The following is an 18161-nucleotide window of genomic DNA, read 5'->3' as shown; positions in this document are numbered from 1 at the left end:
GGCATCACCTCCATGCACGATCGAGCCGCGCTCGTCGGCGGCACGCTCGTCGCCGGCGACGGCAGAGTCGTAGCCAGCCTCCCTCTGTGAGTCCGGCGCGCGATGACTCAGACGCGACCGTGCTGGACCGACCGCTGCACGCGCTCGAGCCACTCGCCGACGAGTGCACGCAGCAGATCCGGCTGCTCGTGAGGCAAGGCGTGACCGGCGTCGTCGACCACCGCGAGCGTGGCGTGCGGGTAGTGGTGGAGAAGGTCCGCGGCGCCGACGTACCCGACCGTCGAGTCCAACCGCCCCGCGACGACCAGCGTGGGACCGGCGTACGCGGACCCGCCCGCGGCAGCGATCTCCCACCGCTGCCCGATCCGCTCCAGCGCCGCGGCGTCCACGAGCGCGGCTGCCGGGGCGACATGGCGTTCGTAGCGCTCGAGCATCTCCGGCGTGTGGATCACGAAGTAGCCGCGGAAGTCGTCGTCGCCGATGTCGTCGGACACGACCGCGACGCGATGCGCCGGGACGTCACGAACGCCCGGCACCAGCGGGCAGACGAGCGCAAGCCCGGCGACCTGCGCCGGCGCCCTCGTGGCCATCGCCTGCGCGTAGTAGGCGCCCGCCGAGTGGCCGATGAGGAGGTAGGGGTCCCCGCCGCCGACCTGCCCGGCGAGCTCCAGGAGCGTGTCCAGGACGTCCTCGGCGCCGCGCAGCGAGTCGGGCGCCGCCGTCCGCCCCATGCCCGGCAGGTCGGGGTAGATCCGCCTGAATCCCGGGAGAGCGTCGAAGACCGGTTCGAAGCAGGCCTCGGGCTCGCGGTGGTCGACGCCGGCGCCGTGCAGCACCAGGACCGGCCGGCCGGCTCCGTGCTCGACGTAGTGGACGGTCACCTCACCCGCGCGAGTCTCCATCCGGCAATGTAAGCCGGGATGCCCAGGCGCCGCCAGCACGTCTGCTGGGTGCGGGCGACCGCCTCAGCAGGCGCTCAGCCTGCGAGCAGGTGCCGCCGCTCCTTGACCTTGAGCACCCGGAGCGCGGCGCGGTCCACCTTGGCCCGGAAGCCCGCGTTGTTCCGGGCGCGCTGGAGGACGGCGGCGTACATCGCCGGGAGCGGGCGCGGGCTCACCGTGAGCACCAGGTCTCCCCCTGCCCGGATGAACTTGACCGCCCGCGCACCGGGCGGCCACGGCGAGACCTGACGGGCCAGGCCGAGGTCGTCGGAGATCACGGCGCCGTGGAACCCGAGGTCACCGCGCAGCACGGTGCGGATGATGAACCGGGAGAAGGCGGCCGGACGGCCCGGATCCATCCGGGCGTAGGAGGCGGTGGACATCATCATGAACGGAACGCCGGCGCCGACCGCCGCCCGGAACGGTCGCAGGTAGGCGTCGCCGCGCCGGGTGACCCGGTCCACAACGCCGGTGGACGTGTCGGGGTTGGCGCGCACCCGGCCCAGCCCCGGGAAGTGCTTCGCCACCGGCACGATGCCGTTCGCCGCCATCCCGCGAAGGAACGCGGAGCCGTGCCGGGAGACCCGGAGTGGCGTGTAGCCGAACTCGCGGTCGAAGGCCCCGATCGGCGGGTTCAGCCGAGCTGCCTCCGGGCCCGGGACGGTGTCCATCACGGGAGCCAGGTTCATGTTCACCCCGGCCTCGCGGAGCTGCCGGGCCCAGCGACCGGCGGCACGCGTGAGACGGGGGACGCCGAGGCGTCCCTGCTGCAGCGCCGCGGGGATGTCGGAGATTCCCGGCCCCTGAAGCACCTGGACCAGGCCGCCCTCCTGGTCGGTGGCGACCAGCAGGCGCACCCGTGCGGTGGCGGCCGCCGTGGTCTGCGCCTGCATCGTGGCCGCCACCTGGGCGGGGGCTGCGGTGCCGGAGTAGCTCCGCCCGGTCAGCATCACGTTGCCGACGTGCAGCTCGGCGATCTGGCGTCGCGCCGCAGGGTCGGCGGAGGTGGCCGGGGTCCCGACCATGAACAGCTGGCCGACCCGCTGGGGAAGCGTCATCGACGCGAGTGCCGCGCGAGCGCTCCCGCCGGCAGGCTTGACGGCACCGGTCGTGGCGGCGGTGGTGGCTGAGCTGTGCGGCACGGTCCCGACGCCGGTCCTGGGCAGCGAGGTCGGCGCGGCGGCCCCGGTCAGCAGGGCGACTCCGGCCAGCGAGGCGACGAACCGGACCTTCGTCGACGTCTGAGCGTGCGTGGTCACTCCCCCAGTGCAGCACGCCGGCAGGTCGTACGCAGCGGCCAGGCCGAATGTTGTTTACCGCTGAACGACCCGGGAACGATGAATCCCGTCCCGGGAGGGAGTCCCGGTCCATCCTGACGCGCGAAGCGCAGCAGGTCGGCGGACCGCCCCTGGCAGATCCAAAGCCAGGGGCGGGACCGTCGCGACCTGTCCACCGCACCCGCAGGTCTAGAGCACGTGCAGCGCCGCACAGATTGTGTCGTACCCAGCGGATGCTCCGGCATTCACCCCCGCAGCGGCCGGTCTCACAAGTCCGGGGGCATGCTCACGAACGGCGAGGCGTACGCCGGGTCGGCGTGCAGGAGTGCCTCGGCCTCACCCGGGCTCATCCGGTCGGCCTCGGCTGCCACCACGTGCCGCAGCAGGCGTACGTCGCCCGGGGTGGCCAGGCCGGTGACCTCCCGGTGGGCGAGCACCCACGAGACCGCGGCGCGGATCCGCTCGGGGTCCGTCTGCGGCTCGTACCAGGTGGCATGCGTCTTCTCGGCGCCGTCGGGCCAGTTGCGGCGCGAGACGGTCTTGATCGTCATCAGGCCGGCGTCCTGGCGCTGCGCCTCCGCGACGAGCTCCTCGTAGTCGGCCCGGTAGTCCGGACGGTTCCACAACGCCACGTTGAGCGGGGTCAGCACGGTGGCGAACGGGTGCCGGCGCAGCCCCTCCAGGTGGGTGCTGGCGGCAGTGTGGGTGTGCCCGGTGATGCCGACCGCCCCGGCCAGGCCCTCCTCCTGGGCCCGCAGCGCGGCCTCGAGCGCGCCGCCGGGACCGGTGACCTGGTCGAGCAGCTCGAGGTTGCCGATCGCGTGCAGCTGGATCAGGTCGACGCGGTCGGTGCCCAGCCGCTCCAGGGACCGGTTGATCTGGGTCCAGGCCGCCTCGGCGTCCCGCTCATCGGTCTTGGTGGCGAGGAAGATCTCGTCGCGGATCCGCGGCATCCACGGCGCCAGCCGCAGCTCCGCGTCGCCGTACCCGGGCGCCACGTCGAAGTGGTTGATCCCAGCATCGAGCGCCTCCTGGATCGAGGCATCGGCGGTGTCCTGGTCCACCTCCCCGAGGGCGGCTCCGCCGTAGATCAGGACCGAGCTTTCGTGGCCGATGCGTCCGAGTCGTCGTCGTTCCATGCGCGGTGGCTCTCCTCGTGGGGGGTGGGTGGTGGGTGGACCTGCGACGCCGACCTCAGTCGAGGTGCTGGTCCTCGGTGGCGGCGACCATCTCCTGGGCCACCTGCCGCAGCTTCACGTTGCGGTGCTGCGAGAGCCGGCTCAGGAACGCGAAGGCGCGCTCGTCGCTGAGCTTGTAGCGCTCCATCAGGATGCCGATCGCCTGGCCGATGGTCTTGCGCGTGCGGACCGCCTCCTGCAGGTTGCTGATCTCGCGGGCGTAGCCCAGGGCCATCCCGGCCTGGTGGGTGAACAGCGCGCTCAGGCTGGCGAAGTCGTCGAACGCCCCGACGTTGCGGGAGTAGAGGTTCAGCGCGCCCTGCGAGGTGGGCGAGTCGAAGAGCCGCAGGCCGGCCTGCGCCTTGATCCCGGAGGCGAGGGCGACGGGGCCGTAGTGCGGGAACCGCTCGTCCGCGGCGAGGTTCGGCGAGATCACGTGGGCGACGTCGCTCGCCGCTTCGTAGCAGGGGCCCTCACGCAGCTGGTACTGCGCGGCGTCCAGCCCGAGCAGCATCTCGTTGGTGGGCGCAGCCGTCTCCAGCGTGCCGTCTGCGTGCTTGATGGTGATGCTGGCGTACTGCACGTCCGGCAGCACCTCGACCGCCGCAGCGGTGATCCTGGTCAGCGTCTCGTCCAGGTCACCCGGGGTCAGGGAGTCGTACAACCGGCGGGCGGTCTCGATCAGTCGCTCGTCGCTCATGAATCGAGAATCTACCCGCTGAGGTCCTCCTCAACCGCCCGGGCGACGCATGGTGGTCGACCGGCCGTCCGGGTCCGTCAGGCGGGTGGCTGCCAGTCCAGGAGCAGCCGCTCCTGGTCCTCGCTCAGCCCGGTGCCCGCAGGCATGTCGTTGTCCTGGATCCACGCCAGGGTGTCCCGGACGGTCTCGGACAGCGGTCGGGGCGAGAGCCCGGTGGCGTAGGCGCGCGAGGGATCCACCGCCATCACCCACACGTCGGGGTCTCCGCCGCTCCACAGCGGCACCGTGCCCGGGGCGGCCGCCAGCGCCTCGACGGCCGCCTGGTCCACCCACACCAGCTCGGTCCCCGCAGGGGCCGCCGCGTCGACGATCACCTCCATCTGCTGACGCCAGGTGAACGGCGGCGCCGGGCTGGCGGCGTGGAAGGCACCCTCCCGACGATCCTCGAGGAGCTGCACCATCCACTCCCCCATGTCCCGGGCGTCGATGACCTGGGCGGGGGCGTCGGCGGGGCCGGGCACCGGGACGCGGCCGCCGCGGGCGATCCGCGCGACCCACCAGGGGAACCGCCAGGTGTAGTCGTCCGGGCCGACGACGTACGACGGGCGGACCAGCAGCGTCCGAGGGCCGTGCCGCTCGACGGCGGCCTGCTCGCAGAGCACCTTGAGGCCGCCGTACGTCTCGCCGGTGACCTCCTCGACCGTCGGGTCGTCGAGCTCGATGAGCGCCGTGTCCTCGGTGGTCCCGGGACCGTCGGGCGCGGCGTACGCCGAGATGCTGGAGACCAGCAGGTGGTGCCCGCCGCGGTCGCCCAGCGCGTCGGCGAGCTGGTGCACCTGGCGGGGCACGTAGGCGCAGGTGTCGACGGTGGCGTCCCACTCCCCCTCGGCCAGCGCGGCGAGCCCCTCGGCGGTGTCCCGGTCACCGATCCGGTGCTCGACGCCGGGGAACAGGTCCGCGCCGGTCCGGCCGCGGTGGAAGATCGTCACCTCGTGGCCGCGCTCGAGGGCCTTCTCGGCGACGTGGCGGCCGACGAAGCGGGTGCCGCCGATCATCAGGATGCGCATGGCGTCACCGTAGCCGCCCCTGCCTCCCGGTGTGCCGCACCCTCCGACGGCCCAGCAGCGCCAGCGCGGCCAGGAGTACGGCGAGCGCGCCGCCGCCGGCCCACCACCAGCTGCGGTCGTGCTGCCACGACGGCGGCGCGAACTCCACGGTCGGCCGGTCCAGTGTCATCAGGCCGGTGGCGACGCTGAGGCTCTGGACGACCTGCCCCTCGACGACGCCGACCGTGCGGGCCTGGCCGGAGCGGACGTCGACGAGCACCAGCTCCGCCCGGTCAAACGAGCTCGGGTGCCGGAGAGCCAGGACGTCGTCGGGGCCGACCCAGCCGAGGACCCGGGTGCTCTGCGGTGTGAGGCCGCCGACCAGCCGGGAGCGACCCTGCTCGACGTCGACCACGGGGAACGACCCGGAGATGCCGAACGACCCCAGCGCGATCTCCCGGCCGCTGGCCGACCAGGCGCCCGGTCCGGTCGGGTCGCCGGGCACCGGGACGGCACGGCGACCGGTCGCCGGCGAGGACAGCACCAGGTCGCCGGCCAGCACCGCGGCCACCCCGCTGCTCGAGACCGCCGGTGGGCTCGCCGCGCGCGCCGGCGGCACCGGGGTCCGCCGCCCGGTCCTCACGTCGAGCCGTTCCTTGCGGTAGCTGCTGCTGGTGTAGCTGTCCTCGGTCAGCCGGGAGGCGAGGGCCACCGAGTAGACGAGGTACCTCCCGTCCGGGGACCAGGAGAACTCCCCGACCAGCGCCCCGACGCCTCCCGGCAACCGGTGCACCTCCGGACGGCCGGGACGGTCCAGGTGCAGGACCGCCAGCCCGCTCGGCCAGTGCTCGCCGGCCGGCCGCGGACGCTGCCGCCACGGGTAGGCCACACTGCGGCCGTCGGGTGAGACCGCGACCGGAGACCCCTCGTCCATGCCGGCGAAGCTGTCCCCGAACCCCGGCAGGTCGACGAGGTGGTGGTCCCCGTCGGCTGCCGAGACGAGGACGGCCGTGCCGCGCAACGTCACGAACGCCGCAGCCGCCCGTCGCACGACTGACGGCGGCTCGAGCGGCGTGGAGCGGGTGCCGTCCCCCCTCATGCTGTCGAGCCCCTCCGGCACCATGTAGAGGTGGTCCGGGACGGCCCCGGCGCCGCCGACGACCGTCCGGTCCACCGGGTCGACCGGCGCCGGCAGCCAGGTCGGGCGCAGCGTCGCCGTCACCCCGGCCAGCACCAGCAGCACGGCCAACGCCGGCGCGACGATCCGGTCTCGGCTGCGGCCCCGCCGGGCACGGCGCCAGGTGTCGGGGGCCACCTCGACCGGCGTCACGTCGTCGGCCACCCGGTGCATCAGGTCGCGCAGGTCCTGGGTCATGACGTCGCCTCCACCAGCTCGCCGAGGTGCGGCGCGACCGCGCGCAGCCGGGCCAGGGCCTGCCGGGTCGTGGACTTCACCGTGCCGAGGCCGATGCCGAGCACCTGCGCGGTCTGCGCCTCGGTGAGGTCCTCGAAGTAGCGCAGCACCAGCACGGTCCGCTGCTTGATGCTCAGCTGCGCCAGCGCCTGCTCGAGGGCGAAGCGCAGGTCGACGTCCGCCGCGGCAGCGGGCCCGTCGTACCCCTCGACGGCGACCTCCCGGAGGTGCCGGCGGCGCCGCCACCAGGAGATGTTCTCGGTGTAGAGGATCCGGCGTACGTAGGGCTCGGGGTCGCCCTTGATCCGGCCCCAGGCCTTGGCCGTCTTGAACAGCGCTGTCTGCACGAGGTCCTCCGCGAGGTGGTGGTCACCGGTGAGGAGGTACGCCGTGCGTGAGAGTGCCGCGGTGCGTGCCACGACGAACGCGTGGAACGCGGCCTCGTCGCTGGATCCTGGATGCACCCGCATCGCCCCCTCTCATCCCCTACTACGTCGAGCGACCCGGTTCCGGAGGTCTGGGAGGGAGGACTTTCCCCGCTCAGTCCGCGTCGAGGGTGGTGGCCTCGCCGTGGGTGCCGGGCCGCGGCGCCCAGGGCAGCTCGTGCGCGGGGCGTACGACGATCAGCCGGTCACCCCGCATCAGCTGGGTCACCGCGGGGTCGAAGTAGCGGTGCACCGTGCCCTCGCGCACCACCGCGATCACCTGGTCCGGCAGCTGCTGCGGCTGCTTGCCGACCTCGGGCACCAGCAGGTCCCGCTCGGCGACCTCGAGCCCCTGGCCGTAGGTGAGCAGGTCCTCCATCACCGACCCGAGGGTCGGGCTCAGCGTCGAGAGGCCGAGGAGCCGGCCGACCGCGTCGGAGGAGGTCACCACCGAGTCCGCGCCGCTCTGCCGCACCAGCGCGACGTTGTCCTGCTCCCGCACGGCCGCGACGATGTAGCAGCTGTCGTTGAGCTGGCGGACGTTCAGCGTGGACAGCACGGTGGAGTCGTCCCGGTCGGTGGTGATGATCACCTGGCTGGCGGTGGCGACGCCGGCGCGGCGCAGCACCTCCCGGCGGGTGGCGTCGCCGGTGACGACCGCCAGACCGTCGGCGTGCGCCTCCCCGAGCGCGGTGTTGGACGGGTCGACGACGACGATCGACTCCTTGGCGAACCCGTTGTTGATCAGGGTTTCGATCGCGCTCCGGCCCTTGGTGCCGTAGCCGATCACGACGACGTGGCGATCCATGTTCTTCCTCCACCGGGAGACCCGGAACAGCTCGCGCCCTTGGGTGGCGAGCACCTCGATGGTCGTGCCGATCAGCAGCACCAGGAAGGCGATGCGCAGCGGGGTGATGACGAACGCGTTCACCAGACGCGCCCCTGAGGTGTACGGCGCGATGTCGCCGTACCCGGTGGTGCTGAGGGTGACCGTCGTGTAGTAGATCGAGTCGACCAGGTCGACCTTCCCGGTCGGGTCGTTGTTGTCGAAGTAGCCGTCCCGGTCGAACCAGACGAGCGCCACGGTGAAGCCGAGCAGCGCGATCGCCAGCAGCAGCCGGCGCAGCAGCTCCCACACCGGGGACCGGACGATCGCGGGGAGGCGGACCTGCCCGCGATGGTCCTTCAGCTCGTCCGGCACGGGGCGAATCTACGGCACGCCGGGCGCCGTCAGCCGACGACCTCGCCGTAGATGACGGTGGCGGCTCGCTGGCCCTGGGGACCCTCGGCGTCGCCGGCGCTCAGCGAGACGAACCGGAACGACTCGCCCTTCTCGGGCAGCCGGCTCGAACCGGCCGGCCGGCGCCAGGTGCCGCAGAGCACCCCGTCCACGATCGCCCCCTCCTGCTCCTGCACCCCCTCGCCACCCAGGCAGAGCTCGCTGGTCGCGCCGTCGTAGCTGACCACCTCGCCGGTCGACCGGGTCGGCGCGTCGGAGCCGGTCACCATGCCGATCAGGTAGCCGGCGAGCAGGCAGATCGCGGCACCGGCCACCGCCACCGGTGTCGGCAGGTTGACGTTTCCCATGCCGCCAAAACTAAAGGTTCCTGTCCTGGCTCCGCCGGTCAGGGTCCGGCCGGGAGCGCCCGCGGCGGGAGCGCTGCTGCCGGGCGGTGGCTGCGCGCACCCGGGCGTCCTGGCGGGCCGCCCCCGACGCGGACTCCCGCTGCAGCCGGCGCCAGCTCTCCCAGCGCCGCACCGAAAGGGTGCCGTCCGCGAGCGCGGCCACCACCGCGCACCCCGGCTCGTCGCCGTGCGCGCAGTCGTCGAAGCGGCAGCGGGCGGCCAGCTCCTCGACGTCGGCGAAGGTGCGGCGCAGCCCGGAGTCGGCGGCGAGCAGCCCGACGCTGCGCAGCCCCGGAGTGTCGATGACGGCTCCGCCGCCGGGCAGCGGCACCAGCTCCCGGCGCACCGAGGTGTGCCGCCCGCGGCCGTCGTCGCGGATCTCCCGGGTCCGGAGCACCTCCGCGCCGACCAGCGCGTTGGTGAGCGAGGACTTCCCGTGGCCCGACGTACCGACCAGGGCCAGCGTCCGGTGCCCGTCGACCCGCGCGCGCAGCCGCTCGAGGCCCTCCCCGGTGACCACGCTCAGCGGCAGCACCTCCACCTCGGGCGCGATCCGCCGGACGTCCGCGGCCACCTCGGCGGCGTCCGAGACCAGGTCGGCCTTGGTCAGCAGCACGACCGGCTCGGCCCCGCTCTGCCAGGCCAGGGCCAGCAGCCGCTCGATCTTGGTCTCGGCCGGCAGCGGGTGCAGGGCGACGACGAGCCCCACCATGTCGACGTTGGCGCAGATCACCTGGGCCGCCGACTGCTTCCCGGCGGTGGCGCGGGTGACGCTGGTGCGCCGCGGCAGCAGGTGCTCGAGGGTCACCCGGTGGTCGGGCCAGGACCGCAGCACGCACCAGTCCCCGGCGCACGGCGCCTGCTCGGGGTCGCGCGCGGCCCGGGCCAGCACCGCCCCGCCCCACGACGCCCGGTGCAGCCCGTCCTCGGCCAGCACGGAGGCCACGCCCCGGTCCACGCGCACCACCCGGCCCACCGAGGCGTCGGTGGCGTCCCAGGGCGCGTAGGAGGCCGCCGTCGCGGCGTCGTACCCGATCATCTCCAGCACGGAAGGAATCTACGGCGGCCCGCCGCGCGCGGCACCCGAATATCCGCCGGTCTCAGCCGGGGCGCCGACGCGGCTCGGCGGCCGGCGGAACCTCCCCGTGTGCAGCCTCCTGCGCGAGGGCTTCGGTGCGGGCGTCGTGCTCCTGACCCTCGTCGTACGCCCTCAGCACCATCGTCTCGCTGGCCGCGTCGGGGAACCGCTCCTGCTCCTCGGTGTCGCGGCGCAGCCGGCTCATCATGGCGCGCAGCCGGAGCTTGCGGACCACCTCCATCCGGGCCCGCGAGGTCTCCTTCTCCGGCCAGAGCCGGTCGAAGGCGGCGTTGACCGCCGCGCCGACCAGGATCGCGATCGAGAGCAGGTAGAGCCACAGCATCACCACGATCGGGGCGGCCAGCGGACCGTAGATCGAGGTCGACTGCCCTGCGGTCACGGTCAGCAGCCAGCGCAGCAGGAAGGAGCCGAAGACCCAGAAGAGCAGCGTCAGCGTCGCCCCGGGGATGTTGAACCGCCACGAGGTCCGCACCGGCACCGACACGTGGTAGAGCGTGGTCAGGAAGCAGATGCACAGCACCAGCACCACCGGCCAGTAGAGCTCGTTGAGCACCCCGAGGCGCTCGGGCACCAGCCGGTCGACCAGCCGCGGCCCGGCCACCACCAGCGGCAGCGTCACCACGCCGGTGAGCAGGCCCATCACGTAGAGGGAGAACGACAGCACCCGGGTGCGGACCACACCGCGGTGGCCGCCGAGTCCGTACATGATCGTGATGGTGTCGACGAAGACGTTCAGCGCCCGCGAGCCGGACCAGAGTGCCAGGATGAAGCCGATCGAGATGATGTCGAAGCGTCCCGGGCCGAACACGTCGTTGAGCGTCGGGCGGACGATCGCGTCCACGGTCGGCTCGGTCAGCGCCCGGGAGGCGAGCTCGATGGCGGCCGTGCGGATCTGCTCGACCTGCGAGCGCGAGAAGCTGTTGAAGACGTAGCCGATGGAGCCGGCCAGGCCGAACAGCAGCGGAGGCAGCGACAGCAGCGCGAAGAACGCCGCCTCCGCCGCCAGCCCGGTGACCCGGTTGCGGAAGCAGGTGCCGACCGTGGAGACCACGAGGCGCCAGAGCGTGTCGCGGATCACCAACCACCTCGCGACGTCGGCGCCGCGAGGACTGACCGCGTCACCTGGCATGGACCTACGGTAGGTCACATGGCCGCAGACATCCGTGACGCCACGAACCAGGCTCCGCCGCTGGTGGGGCACAACACCGTGACCTCCGACCACGCGCTGGTCGACGCGGTGACCCGGCACGCCTCGTCCGCGACCGTGGAGGACCTGGTCGCGCTCGGCGCCGGGGCCGGCTCCGCGGAGGCCCGCGAGCACGGCCTGCTCGCCAACCAGAACGAGCCGGTGCTCACGTCGTACGACCGTTTCGGCAACCGGATCGACGAGGTCCGGTTCCACCCCTCCTGGCACTGGCTGATGGAGCGCGCCGTCGGCCACGGGCTGCAGGCGGCGCCGTGGACCTCCGAGGAGCCGCACCCGCACGTGCGCCGGGCGGCCGGCTTCTTCGCCTGGTCGCAGACCGAGCCGGGCCACGGGTGCCCGATCTCGATGACGTACGCCGCCGTCCCGGCGCTGCGCGCCGACGACTCGATCGCCAAGGAGTGGACGCCACGGCTGGCCGCGACCGTCTACGACCCGGGGCTGCGGCCGCCCGCGTCGAAGGCCGGCGCGCTCGCCGGCATGGGCATGACCGAGAAGCAGGGCGGCTCCGACGTCCGCGCCAACGTCACGACGGCGACCCCGACCGCGGTGGACGGGGAGTACACCCTGGCCGGCCACAAGTGGTTCACCTCGGCCCCGATGAACGACGTGTTCCTGTTGCTCGCCCAGGCGCCGCAGGGGCTCACCTGCTTCCTGGTGCCGCGGGTGCTGGCCGACGGCTCGCGCAACCAGCTCGACGTGGTGCGGCTGAAGGACAAGCTGGGCAACCGCTCCAACGCCTCCTCCGAGCTCGAGCTGCGCAGCACCTGGGCCCAGCGGCTCGGGGACGAGGGCCGCGGCGTGCGCACCATCATCGAGATGGTGGCCGCCACCCGGCTGGACTGCGTCCTGGGCTCCGCGTCGCTGATGCGCCGCGCGTTGGCCGAGGCGTCCTGGCACGTGGCGCACCGCTCCGCGTTCGGCGGGCTGCTCGCCGACAAGCCGCTGATGCAGAACGTGGTCGCCGACCTGGCCGTCGAGTCCGAGGCCGCCACCGCCCTGGCGATCCGGCTGGCCGCCGCGGTCGACCGCGCCGACGACCCGCACGAGGCGGCACTGCGCCGGATCGCGCTGCCGCTGGCGAAGTACTGGGTCTGCAAGCGGACCCCGATGATGGTCGCGGAGGCGCTGGAGTGCCTGGGCGGCAACGGCTACGTCGAGGAGTCCGGGATGCCGCTGCTGTTCCGCGAGTCGCCGCTGAACTCGATCTGGGAGGGCTCCGGCAACGTCAACGCGCTCGACGTGCTGCGCGCGCTGACCCGCAGCCCGGAGGCGCTGGCCGCCTGGATCGAGGAGGTCGGCCGGGCCCGCGGCGAGGACCACCGGCTCGACCGGGCCATCGACCGGGTGCTGGAGACGCTCGCCGACACCTCGGCGCTGGAGGCCGGGGCCCGCCGGCTCGCCGGCTCGATGGCCGCCTGCCTGCAGGGGGCGCTGCTGGTCCGGTTCGCGCCCGCGGCGGTCGCGGACGCGTTCTGCGCGACCCGGCTCGGGACCGAGTACGGCGGCACGCTCGGCACGCTGCCGCAGGGCACCGACCTGGCCGCGATCGTGGAGCGGACCACGCCGACTCTGTGACCCGGGGGACCCGACGCCTGCTGGCATTTCAACAGGCAGATCAGACCCGCCGGCGGCCATTCAGGCGGCGATCTACGCGCCGCAGGCGCATCGTGCCTGTCGATCTGCCACCTCGGCCGCCGCGAGCAGGCAGTCCCGGACGTAGTCCGGGTGGAACATCACGTCCTCCCAGGCGAACCTGAGCACGCGCCACCCGAGCAGCGTCAGCTTCGTGTAGCGGCGGCAGTCGCGCCTCAGCGCGCCGCGCTTGCTGTGCCACGAGTGCGACTCTGCCTCCACGACCCAGCGACGTTCGCGGTCGACCAGGTCGGCGCGGCCGCGGCCTTCCTTGTCGGAGATCACCACCTGCGTCTCCAGGTGCAGCCCGGGTACGTCGAGACCGATCGCGCGCAAGACCGACTCGAACGGGTTGGCCGCCAGATGTGTCGCCGCCCTCGCCACGCGGCGAGCCTGGCGTGCGCCCGGCCCCCTGACCGAGTCGGCGAGCTCGATCAGGCGCGCCTTGGTGATGTGGCGATGGCGCAGCGCCGAGTCGGCGACGGCGAGCGCCTCGTCGAACGGCAGCCCGCGCATGCAGTCCACCAGTGTCTGTTCCGGCGACGTGACGACGCCGACCACGGCGTCGGAGGGCACGTCGTACCAGTGCACCTCGATGCCGTCGCCCTGATGTGCAGCCAGGTGCCGCTTCCTGCGGATGGTCACGTCCGGTCGCTTCGGAACCGTCTTCACCTCCCAGCCCCAGTGCAGCGCGGCGCTGCGGTGCGAGACGACGCCACTGAGGCGGTTCGCCGCACGCAACGCCTCGTCGGCGACGGGGAGGGCGTAGCGGCCGTGCGCGTCGCGCACGACCTCGCCACGAGCGACTGCTCGGCGGAGCTGGTTGCGCGAGGTGGTCCGCACGAGGACCTTGCGGCTGGCGACGCCGCCGAGCCGGTGCAGCACCTGGGTGACGGTCATCGCGCGAGTCTGGCGCGCCCCGCCGCTCGACGTCGGACGTCATCCACAGGCGGGCATTTCGACAGGCAGACCGGGGCGCTCATGCCCCGGTCTACGCTCAGCTCGACCCGGCGCGGGCAGACCTTCCTGTTGAAATGCCGCCGCGGCCGGGTCAGCTCAGGTCGATGCCGGGGTAGAGCGGGTGCTTGTCGAGCAGCTCGGCGCTGATCGCCTTGGTGCGGTCGGCCACGCCGTCGGCGAGGGCGTACGTCGCCTTGGACGGCGCCCCTGCCTTGTTGGTGCCGGGGGTGGTGTTCGACAGCACGTCGACCACGAGCTCGGCCACCGTGTCGAACTCGTCCTTGCCGAAGCCGCGGGTGGTCAGCGCCGGGGTGCCGAAGCGGATCCCGGAGGTGTACCAGGCGCCGTTGCGGTCGGCCGGGACCGAGTTGCGGTTGGTGACCACGCCGGCGTCGAGCAGCGCCGACTCCGCCTGCCGCCCGGTGAGCCCGAAGGAGGACACGTCGAGCAGGACCAGGTGGTTGTCGGTGCCGTCGGTGACCAGCTTGGCGCCGCGGGACATGAAGCCCTCGGCCAGCGACTGGGCGTTGTCGGCGATCCGCTGGGCGTAGTCGGCGAACGAGGGCCGCCGGGCCTCGGCGAACGCGACCGCCTTGGCCGCCATCACGTGCGACAGCGGTCCGCCCAGCACCATCGGGCAGCCGCGGTCGACGGAGTCGGCGTACTCCTGCTGGGCGAGCACCAGGCCCCCGCGCGGGCCGCGCAGTGACTTGTGGGTCGTGGAGGTGGTGATGTGGGCGAACGGCACCGGGTCCTCGTCGCCGGTGAAGACCTTGCCGGCGACCAGGCCGGCGAAGTGCGCCATGTCCACCATCAGCGTGGCGCCCACCTCGTCGGCGATCTCGCGCATCTTCGCGAAGTTCACGCGCCGGGGGTAGGCGGAGTATCCGGCGATCAGCACCAGCGGCCGGAACTCGCGTGCCGCCGCGGCCACCCGGTCGTAGTCGAGCAGCCCGGTCTCGGGGTCGGTGCCGTAGGAGCGCTGGTGGAACATCTTGCCGCTGATGTTGGGCCGGAAGCCGTGGGTGAGGTGGCCGCCGGCGTCGAGCGACATCCCGAGCATCCGCTGGTTGCCGAACTCGTGGCGCAGCTCCTCCCAGTCGGCCTCGGACAGCTCGTTGACGTTCTTGACCGCGTGCTTCTCCAGCGCCGGGGACTCGATCCGGTGGGCGAGGATCGACCAGAACGCCACCAGGTTGGCGTCGATGCCCGAGTGCGGCTGCACATAGGCGTACGGCGCGCCGAACAGCTCGCGGGCGTGCTCGGCCGCGAGCGACTCCACCGTGTCGACGTTCTGGCAGCCCGCGTAGAAGCGGTGGCCGACCGTTCCCTCGGCGTACTTGTCGGAGAACCAGCTGCCCATCGTCAGCAGCACGGCCGGCGAGGCGTAGTTCTCCGAGGCGATCAGCTTCAGCGAGCCGCGCTGGTCGGCGAGCTCGGCGCGCGTGGCCTCGGCGATCCGGGGCTCCACGGCGGCGATGACCTCGAGGGCGGCGTTGAAGGCAGCGCTCGCGGCGGCGGCGTGGTCGCCCGCGCCGGGGACAGGGCTGGACTGGCTGGCAGCGGTCATGGGGTCCACCCTAGTGAGCGGCCTCTCGCGGCCCGCTACCCCACAACGGCGTACCGGATGTTGGACACCCGTCTCATGACATGAGATGTCGGTTTGTGGTGACGCCGTCCGGACCGTGAGACTTGCTCCCATGATCAGCGCTGCGACGACGACGTACCTCGTGACCCGCCGTCACGTGGACCTCGGCCGCACCCGCAGCATGATGTGTCTGCCCTGGCCGCTCTGACATCCGCCCAGCTCCCGCCGGGCGCACGGTCGCCGGCATGCACCCCGACAACGTCGTCGGGTGGATCCCCGCAGCGATGCGTGCGTCATCGAGTCCCAGGAACGTGACATGACCACTCACAGCCAGAGCCGCACCGGCGCCTCCGATCCCTCCACCCCGGCCCCGGCCGCCCGTCCCGCCCCGGCCGCCCGGCGAAGCCGCCCCGCGCGCGGCGAGGGGCAGTGGGCGCTCGGCTACCGGGAGCCGCTCAACGCCAACGAGCAGTCCAAGAAGGACGACAACCCGCTCAACGTCCGGGCCCGCATCGAGAACATCTACTCGCGCCGCGGGTTCGCCTCGATCGACGGCGGGGACCTGCGCGGCCGGTTCCGCTGGTGGGGCCTCTACACCCAGCGCAAGCCGGGCCTCGACGGCGGCAAGACCGGTGCGCTCGCGCCGGAGGAGCTCGACGACGAGTTCTTCATGCTCCGGGTGCGCAGCGACGGCGCCCTGCTCGGCGCCGAGCAGCTGCGGGTGCTCGGCGCGATCTCCACCGACTTCGGCCGCGACACCGCGGACCTCACCGACCGCCAGAACGTGCAGTACCACTGGATCCGGATCGAGGACGTGCCGACGATCTGGCAGCGGCTCGAGGCGGTCGGCCTGCAGACCCAGGAGGCCTGCGGCGACTCCCCGCGCGGCTTCCTCGGCTCGCCGGTCGCCGGCGTCGCCGCCGACGAGATCATCGACGGCACCTCCGCGCTCGAGGAGATCAAGCGCCGCTACATCGGCGACCCCGAGTTCTCGAACCTCCCCCGCAAGTTCAAGACCGCGCTGACCGGGCACCCCAGCCAGGACGTGGCCCCCGAGATCAACGACGTCTCCTTCGTCGGCACCGTCCACCCCGAGCACGGCCCCGGCTTCGACCTCTGGGTCGGCGGCGGCCTGTCGACGAACCCGATGCTCGCGCAGAAGCTCGGCGTGTGGATCCCGCTCGAGGACGTGCCCGATGTCTGGGAGGGCGTCATCTCGGTGTTCCGCGACTACGGCTACCGCCGGCTCCGCTCGCGTGCGCGGCTGAAGTTCCTGCTCGCCGACTGGGGCGTCGAGCGGTTCCGCGAGGTGCTGGAGGAGAAGTACCTCGGCCGCACCCTGGTCGACTGCCCCTCTCCCCCGGTCCCCACCGCCAACGGCGACCACATCGGGGTGCATCGGCAGAAGGACGGCCTGTTCTACCTGGGCGTGACCCCGACGGTGGGACGGATCTCCGGCACGGTGCTGTCGCGGCTCGGTGACCTCGTCGAGGAGTACGGCGCCGCCGGGGTCCGGCTGACGGCGTACCAGAAGCTGGTCGTGCTGGGGGTCGAGGAGGAGCGCGTCGAGGGCCTCGTCGCCGCCCTGGAGCGGATCGGGCTCTCCACTCGGCCGTCGAACTGGCGTCGGTCCACGATGGCGTGCACCGGCATCGAGTTCTGCAAGCTCGCGATCGTCGACACCAAGGACCGTGCGGTCGCGCTGGTCAGCGAGCTCGAGCGCCGCATCCCCGACCTGGACACCCCGATCACGGTCAACGTCAACGGCTGCCCGAACGCCTGCGCCCGGACCCAGGTCGCCGACATCGGGCTGAAGGGCCAGCTGGTCCTCGACGACGACGGCAACCAGGTGGAGGGCTTCCAGGTCCACCTCGGCGGCGGCCTCGGGCTGCAGCCCGGCCTGGGCAAGAAGCTCCGCGCGCACAAGGTCACCAGCGCCGCGCTCGACGACTACGTCACCAACGTGGTCACCGGCTACCTCGACGAGCGCCACGACGGCGAGAGCTTCGCCTCCTGGGTGGCGCGCGCCGACGACGAGGTGCTGCGCGGCGAACGGACCCTGGAGGCAACGCGATGAGCGAGCGCGCCGTGCCGTTCCACTGCCCCTACTGCGGCGACGAGGACCTGCGTCCGCACGAGGCGGAGACCGGCAGCGGCCACGGTCAGTGGGAGTGCCGCTCCTGCCTGCGGGCGTTCTCGCTGAAGATGCTCGGCATGGTCGCCCGCCCGCAGAACGGCGCCCGGCCATGACCACGGCGACGACCACGGCGGCCCGGGCCTTCCGCGGCACCGCCACCGAGGGCCGCTCCGAGGGCGAGCTGAAGGAGCTGGTGCGGCACGCCGGCGCCGAGCTGGAGCTGGCGCCGGCCGAGATCATCATCGAGTGGGCGGTGGCGACCTTCGGTGACCGGTTCGCCATCACCTCCTCGATGGGCGACGCGGTGCTCGCGCACCTGGCCGGCCAGGTCGCTCCCGGGGTGGACGTGGTCTTCCTGGACACCGGCTACCACTTCGCCGAGACCATCGGCACCCGAGACGCGGTCGAGGCGACGCTGCCGGTGAACCTGATCAGCATCACGCCGGTGCAGACGGTGGCCGAGCAGGACGCGGTGTACGGCAAGGACCTGTTCGCCCGCGACCCGGACCTCTGCTGCGCGCTGCGCAAGGTCAAGCCGCTGGAGGATGCCCTCGCCGGCTACGACGCCTGGGCCACCGGGCTGCGCCGCGACGAGACCCGCAACCGCGTCATCGCCCCGGTGATCGGCTGGGACGAGAAGAAGCGCAAGGTCAAGGTGTCGCCGCTGGCCCGGTGGACCGCCGACGACGTCGAGCGGTACGTCGTCGAGCACGGCGTGCTGGTGAACCCGCTCCAGTACGACGGCTACCCCTCGATCGGCTGCTGGCCGTGCACCCGCCGGGTCGACCCGGGCGAGGACCCGCGCAGCGGCCGCTGGGCCGGCACCGGCAAGACCGAGTGCGGGATCCACGCATGAGCACCCCGACGATCCACCGCGACAGCGTCGTCGCCCGCTCCCCCCTGAACCGACGCAAGGAAGGCGGCTCCCTCC

The 18161-nt window shown here is 72.8% G+C and carries 17 protein-coding genes; 4 read left to right on the top strand and 13 right to left on the bottom strand.

Annotation, left to right across the window (positions count from 1 at the left end):
* Positions 1-107 precede the first annotated feature (107 nt).
* The 11 genes from H9L09_RS18695 to H9L09_RS18645 form a co-directional block, all read right to left on the bottom strand.
* A complete protein-coding gene (locus H9L09_RS18695) occupies positions 108-902 on the bottom strand; it encodes an alpha/beta fold hydrolase (protein ID WP_187578318.1) in 795 nt (264 codons plus the stop codon).
* 74 nt (positions 903-976) lie between these two features.
* Entirely contained in the window at positions 977-2200 is a 1224-nt protein-coding gene (locus H9L09_RS18690) for a glycoside hydrolase family 3 N-terminal domain-containing protein (protein WP_223164118.1), read from the bottom strand.
* A 284-nt stretch (positions 2201-2484) separates the two neighbouring features.
* Positions 2485-3357: an aldo/keto reductase gene (locus H9L09_RS18685; protein WP_187578317.1), complete on the bottom strand. Its 873-nt coding sequence runs from the start codon at positions 3355-3357 to the stop codon at positions 2485-2487.
* Positions 3358-3412: 55 nt separating this feature from the next.
* Complete coding sequence (locus tag H9L09_RS18680) at positions 3413-4096, bottom strand: GAF and ANTAR domain-containing protein (RefSeq protein WP_187578316.1); 684 nt, start codon at positions 4094-4096, stop codon at positions 3413-3415.
* A gap of 77 nt (positions 4097-4173) precedes the next feature.
* Positions 4174-5163, bottom strand: coding sequence for an NAD-dependent epimerase/dehydratase family protein (locus tag H9L09_RS18675; protein WP_187578315.1), 990 nt, complete (start codon positions 5161-5163; stop codon positions 4174-4176).
* 4 nt (positions 5164-5167) lie between these two features.
* Positions 5168-6517 (bottom strand): PD40 domain-containing protein, encoded by a 1350-nt coding sequence (locus tag H9L09_RS18670; RefSeq protein WP_187578314.1) that lies wholly within the window; start codon positions 6515-6517, stop codon positions 5168-5170.
* On the bottom strand, positions 6514-7026 hold the full coding sequence (locus H9L09_RS18665; protein WP_187578313.1) for a SigE family RNA polymerase sigma factor: 513 nt from the start codon (positions 7024-7026) through the stop codon (positions 6514-6516). Before H9L09_RS18665 ends, H9L09_RS18670 begins: the two co-directional genes overlap by 4 nt.
* A gap of 70 nt (positions 7027-7096) precedes the next feature.
* Complete coding sequence (locus H9L09_RS18660; protein ID WP_246456105.1) at positions 7097-8182, bottom strand: potassium channel family protein; 1086 nt, start codon at positions 8180-8182, stop codon at positions 7097-7099.
* Positions 8183-8211: 29 nt separating this feature from the next.
* Positions 8212-8568, bottom strand: coding sequence for a hypothetical protein (locus H9L09_RS18655; protein ID WP_187578312.1), 357 nt, complete (start codon positions 8566-8568; stop codon positions 8212-8214).
* A gap of 10 nt (positions 8569-8578) precedes the next feature.
* Positions 8579-9646: a ribosome small subunit-dependent GTPase A gene (gene rsgA / locus H9L09_RS18650; RefSeq protein WP_187580988.1), complete on the bottom strand. Its 1068-nt coding sequence runs from the start codon at positions 9644-9646 to the stop codon at positions 8579-8581.
* 61 nt (positions 9647-9707) lie between these two features.
* Entirely contained in the window at positions 9708-10835 is a 1128-nt protein-coding gene (locus H9L09_RS18645) for a YihY/virulence factor BrkB family protein (RefSeq protein ID WP_187578311.1), read from the bottom strand.
* Positions 10836-10853: 18 nt separating this feature from the next.
* On the opposite strand from H9L09_RS18645, the gene H9L09_RS18640 reads away from it, so the two are divergent.
* On the top strand, positions 10854-12488 hold the full coding sequence (locus tag H9L09_RS18640) for an acyl-CoA dehydrogenase family protein (protein WP_187578310.1): 1635 nt from the start codon (positions 10854-10856) through the stop codon (positions 12486-12488).
* Between the two features lie 72 nt (positions 12489-12560).
* Here the strand turns inward: H9L09_RS18640 and H9L09_RS18635 are convergent, their stop codons facing one another.
* Complete coding sequence (locus tag H9L09_RS18635; protein WP_187578309.1) at positions 12561-13445, bottom strand: DUF559 domain-containing protein; 885 nt, start codon at positions 13443-13445, stop codon at positions 12561-12563.
* A gap of 151 nt (positions 13446-13596) precedes the next feature.
* Positions 13597-15075 carry a glycine hydroxymethyltransferase gene (locus tag H9L09_RS18630; protein WP_187578308.1) on the bottom strand — a complete coding sequence of 493 codons (1479 nt, stop codon included), beginning with the start codon at positions 15073-15075 and terminating at the stop codon, positions 13597-13599.
* Positions 15076-15409: 334 nt separating this feature from the next.
* Here H9L09_RS18630 and H9L09_RS18625 point away from each other — a divergent pair, with 334 nt between their 5' ends.
* From H9L09_RS18625 to H9L09_RS18615, 3 genes are read left to right on the top strand one after another with little or no spacing between them, the layout of a single operon-like run.
* A complete protein-coding gene (locus tag H9L09_RS18625; protein ID WP_187578307.1) occupies positions 15410-17170 on the top strand; it encodes a nitrite/sulfite reductase in 1761 nt (586 codons plus the stop codon).
* Positions 17167-17343, top strand: coding sequence for a hypothetical protein (locus H9L09_RS18620; protein WP_187578306.1), 177 nt, complete (start codon positions 17167-17169; stop codon positions 17341-17343). The genes H9L09_RS18625 and H9L09_RS18620 overlap by 4 nt, the downstream gene beginning before the upstream one ends.
* Positions 17340-18086 carry a phosphoadenylyl-sulfate reductase gene (locus H9L09_RS18615; RefSeq protein WP_187578305.1) on the top strand — a complete coding sequence of 249 codons (747 nt, stop codon included), beginning with the start codon at positions 17340-17342 and terminating at the stop codon, positions 18084-18086. Before H9L09_RS18620 ends, H9L09_RS18615 begins: the two co-directional genes overlap by 4 nt.
* Positions 18087-18161: the final 75 nt, after the last annotated feature.

The sequence above is a fragment of the Nocardioides mesophilus genome (assembly GCF_014395785.1).
Lineage (GTDB): Bacteria > Actinomycetota > Actinomycetes > Propionibacteriales > Nocardioidaceae > Nocardioides_B > Nocardioides_B mesophilus.
The sequence above is the reverse complement of the archived record's forward strand: the minus strand, read 5'-3'. Positions and strand labels throughout refer to the sequence as shown.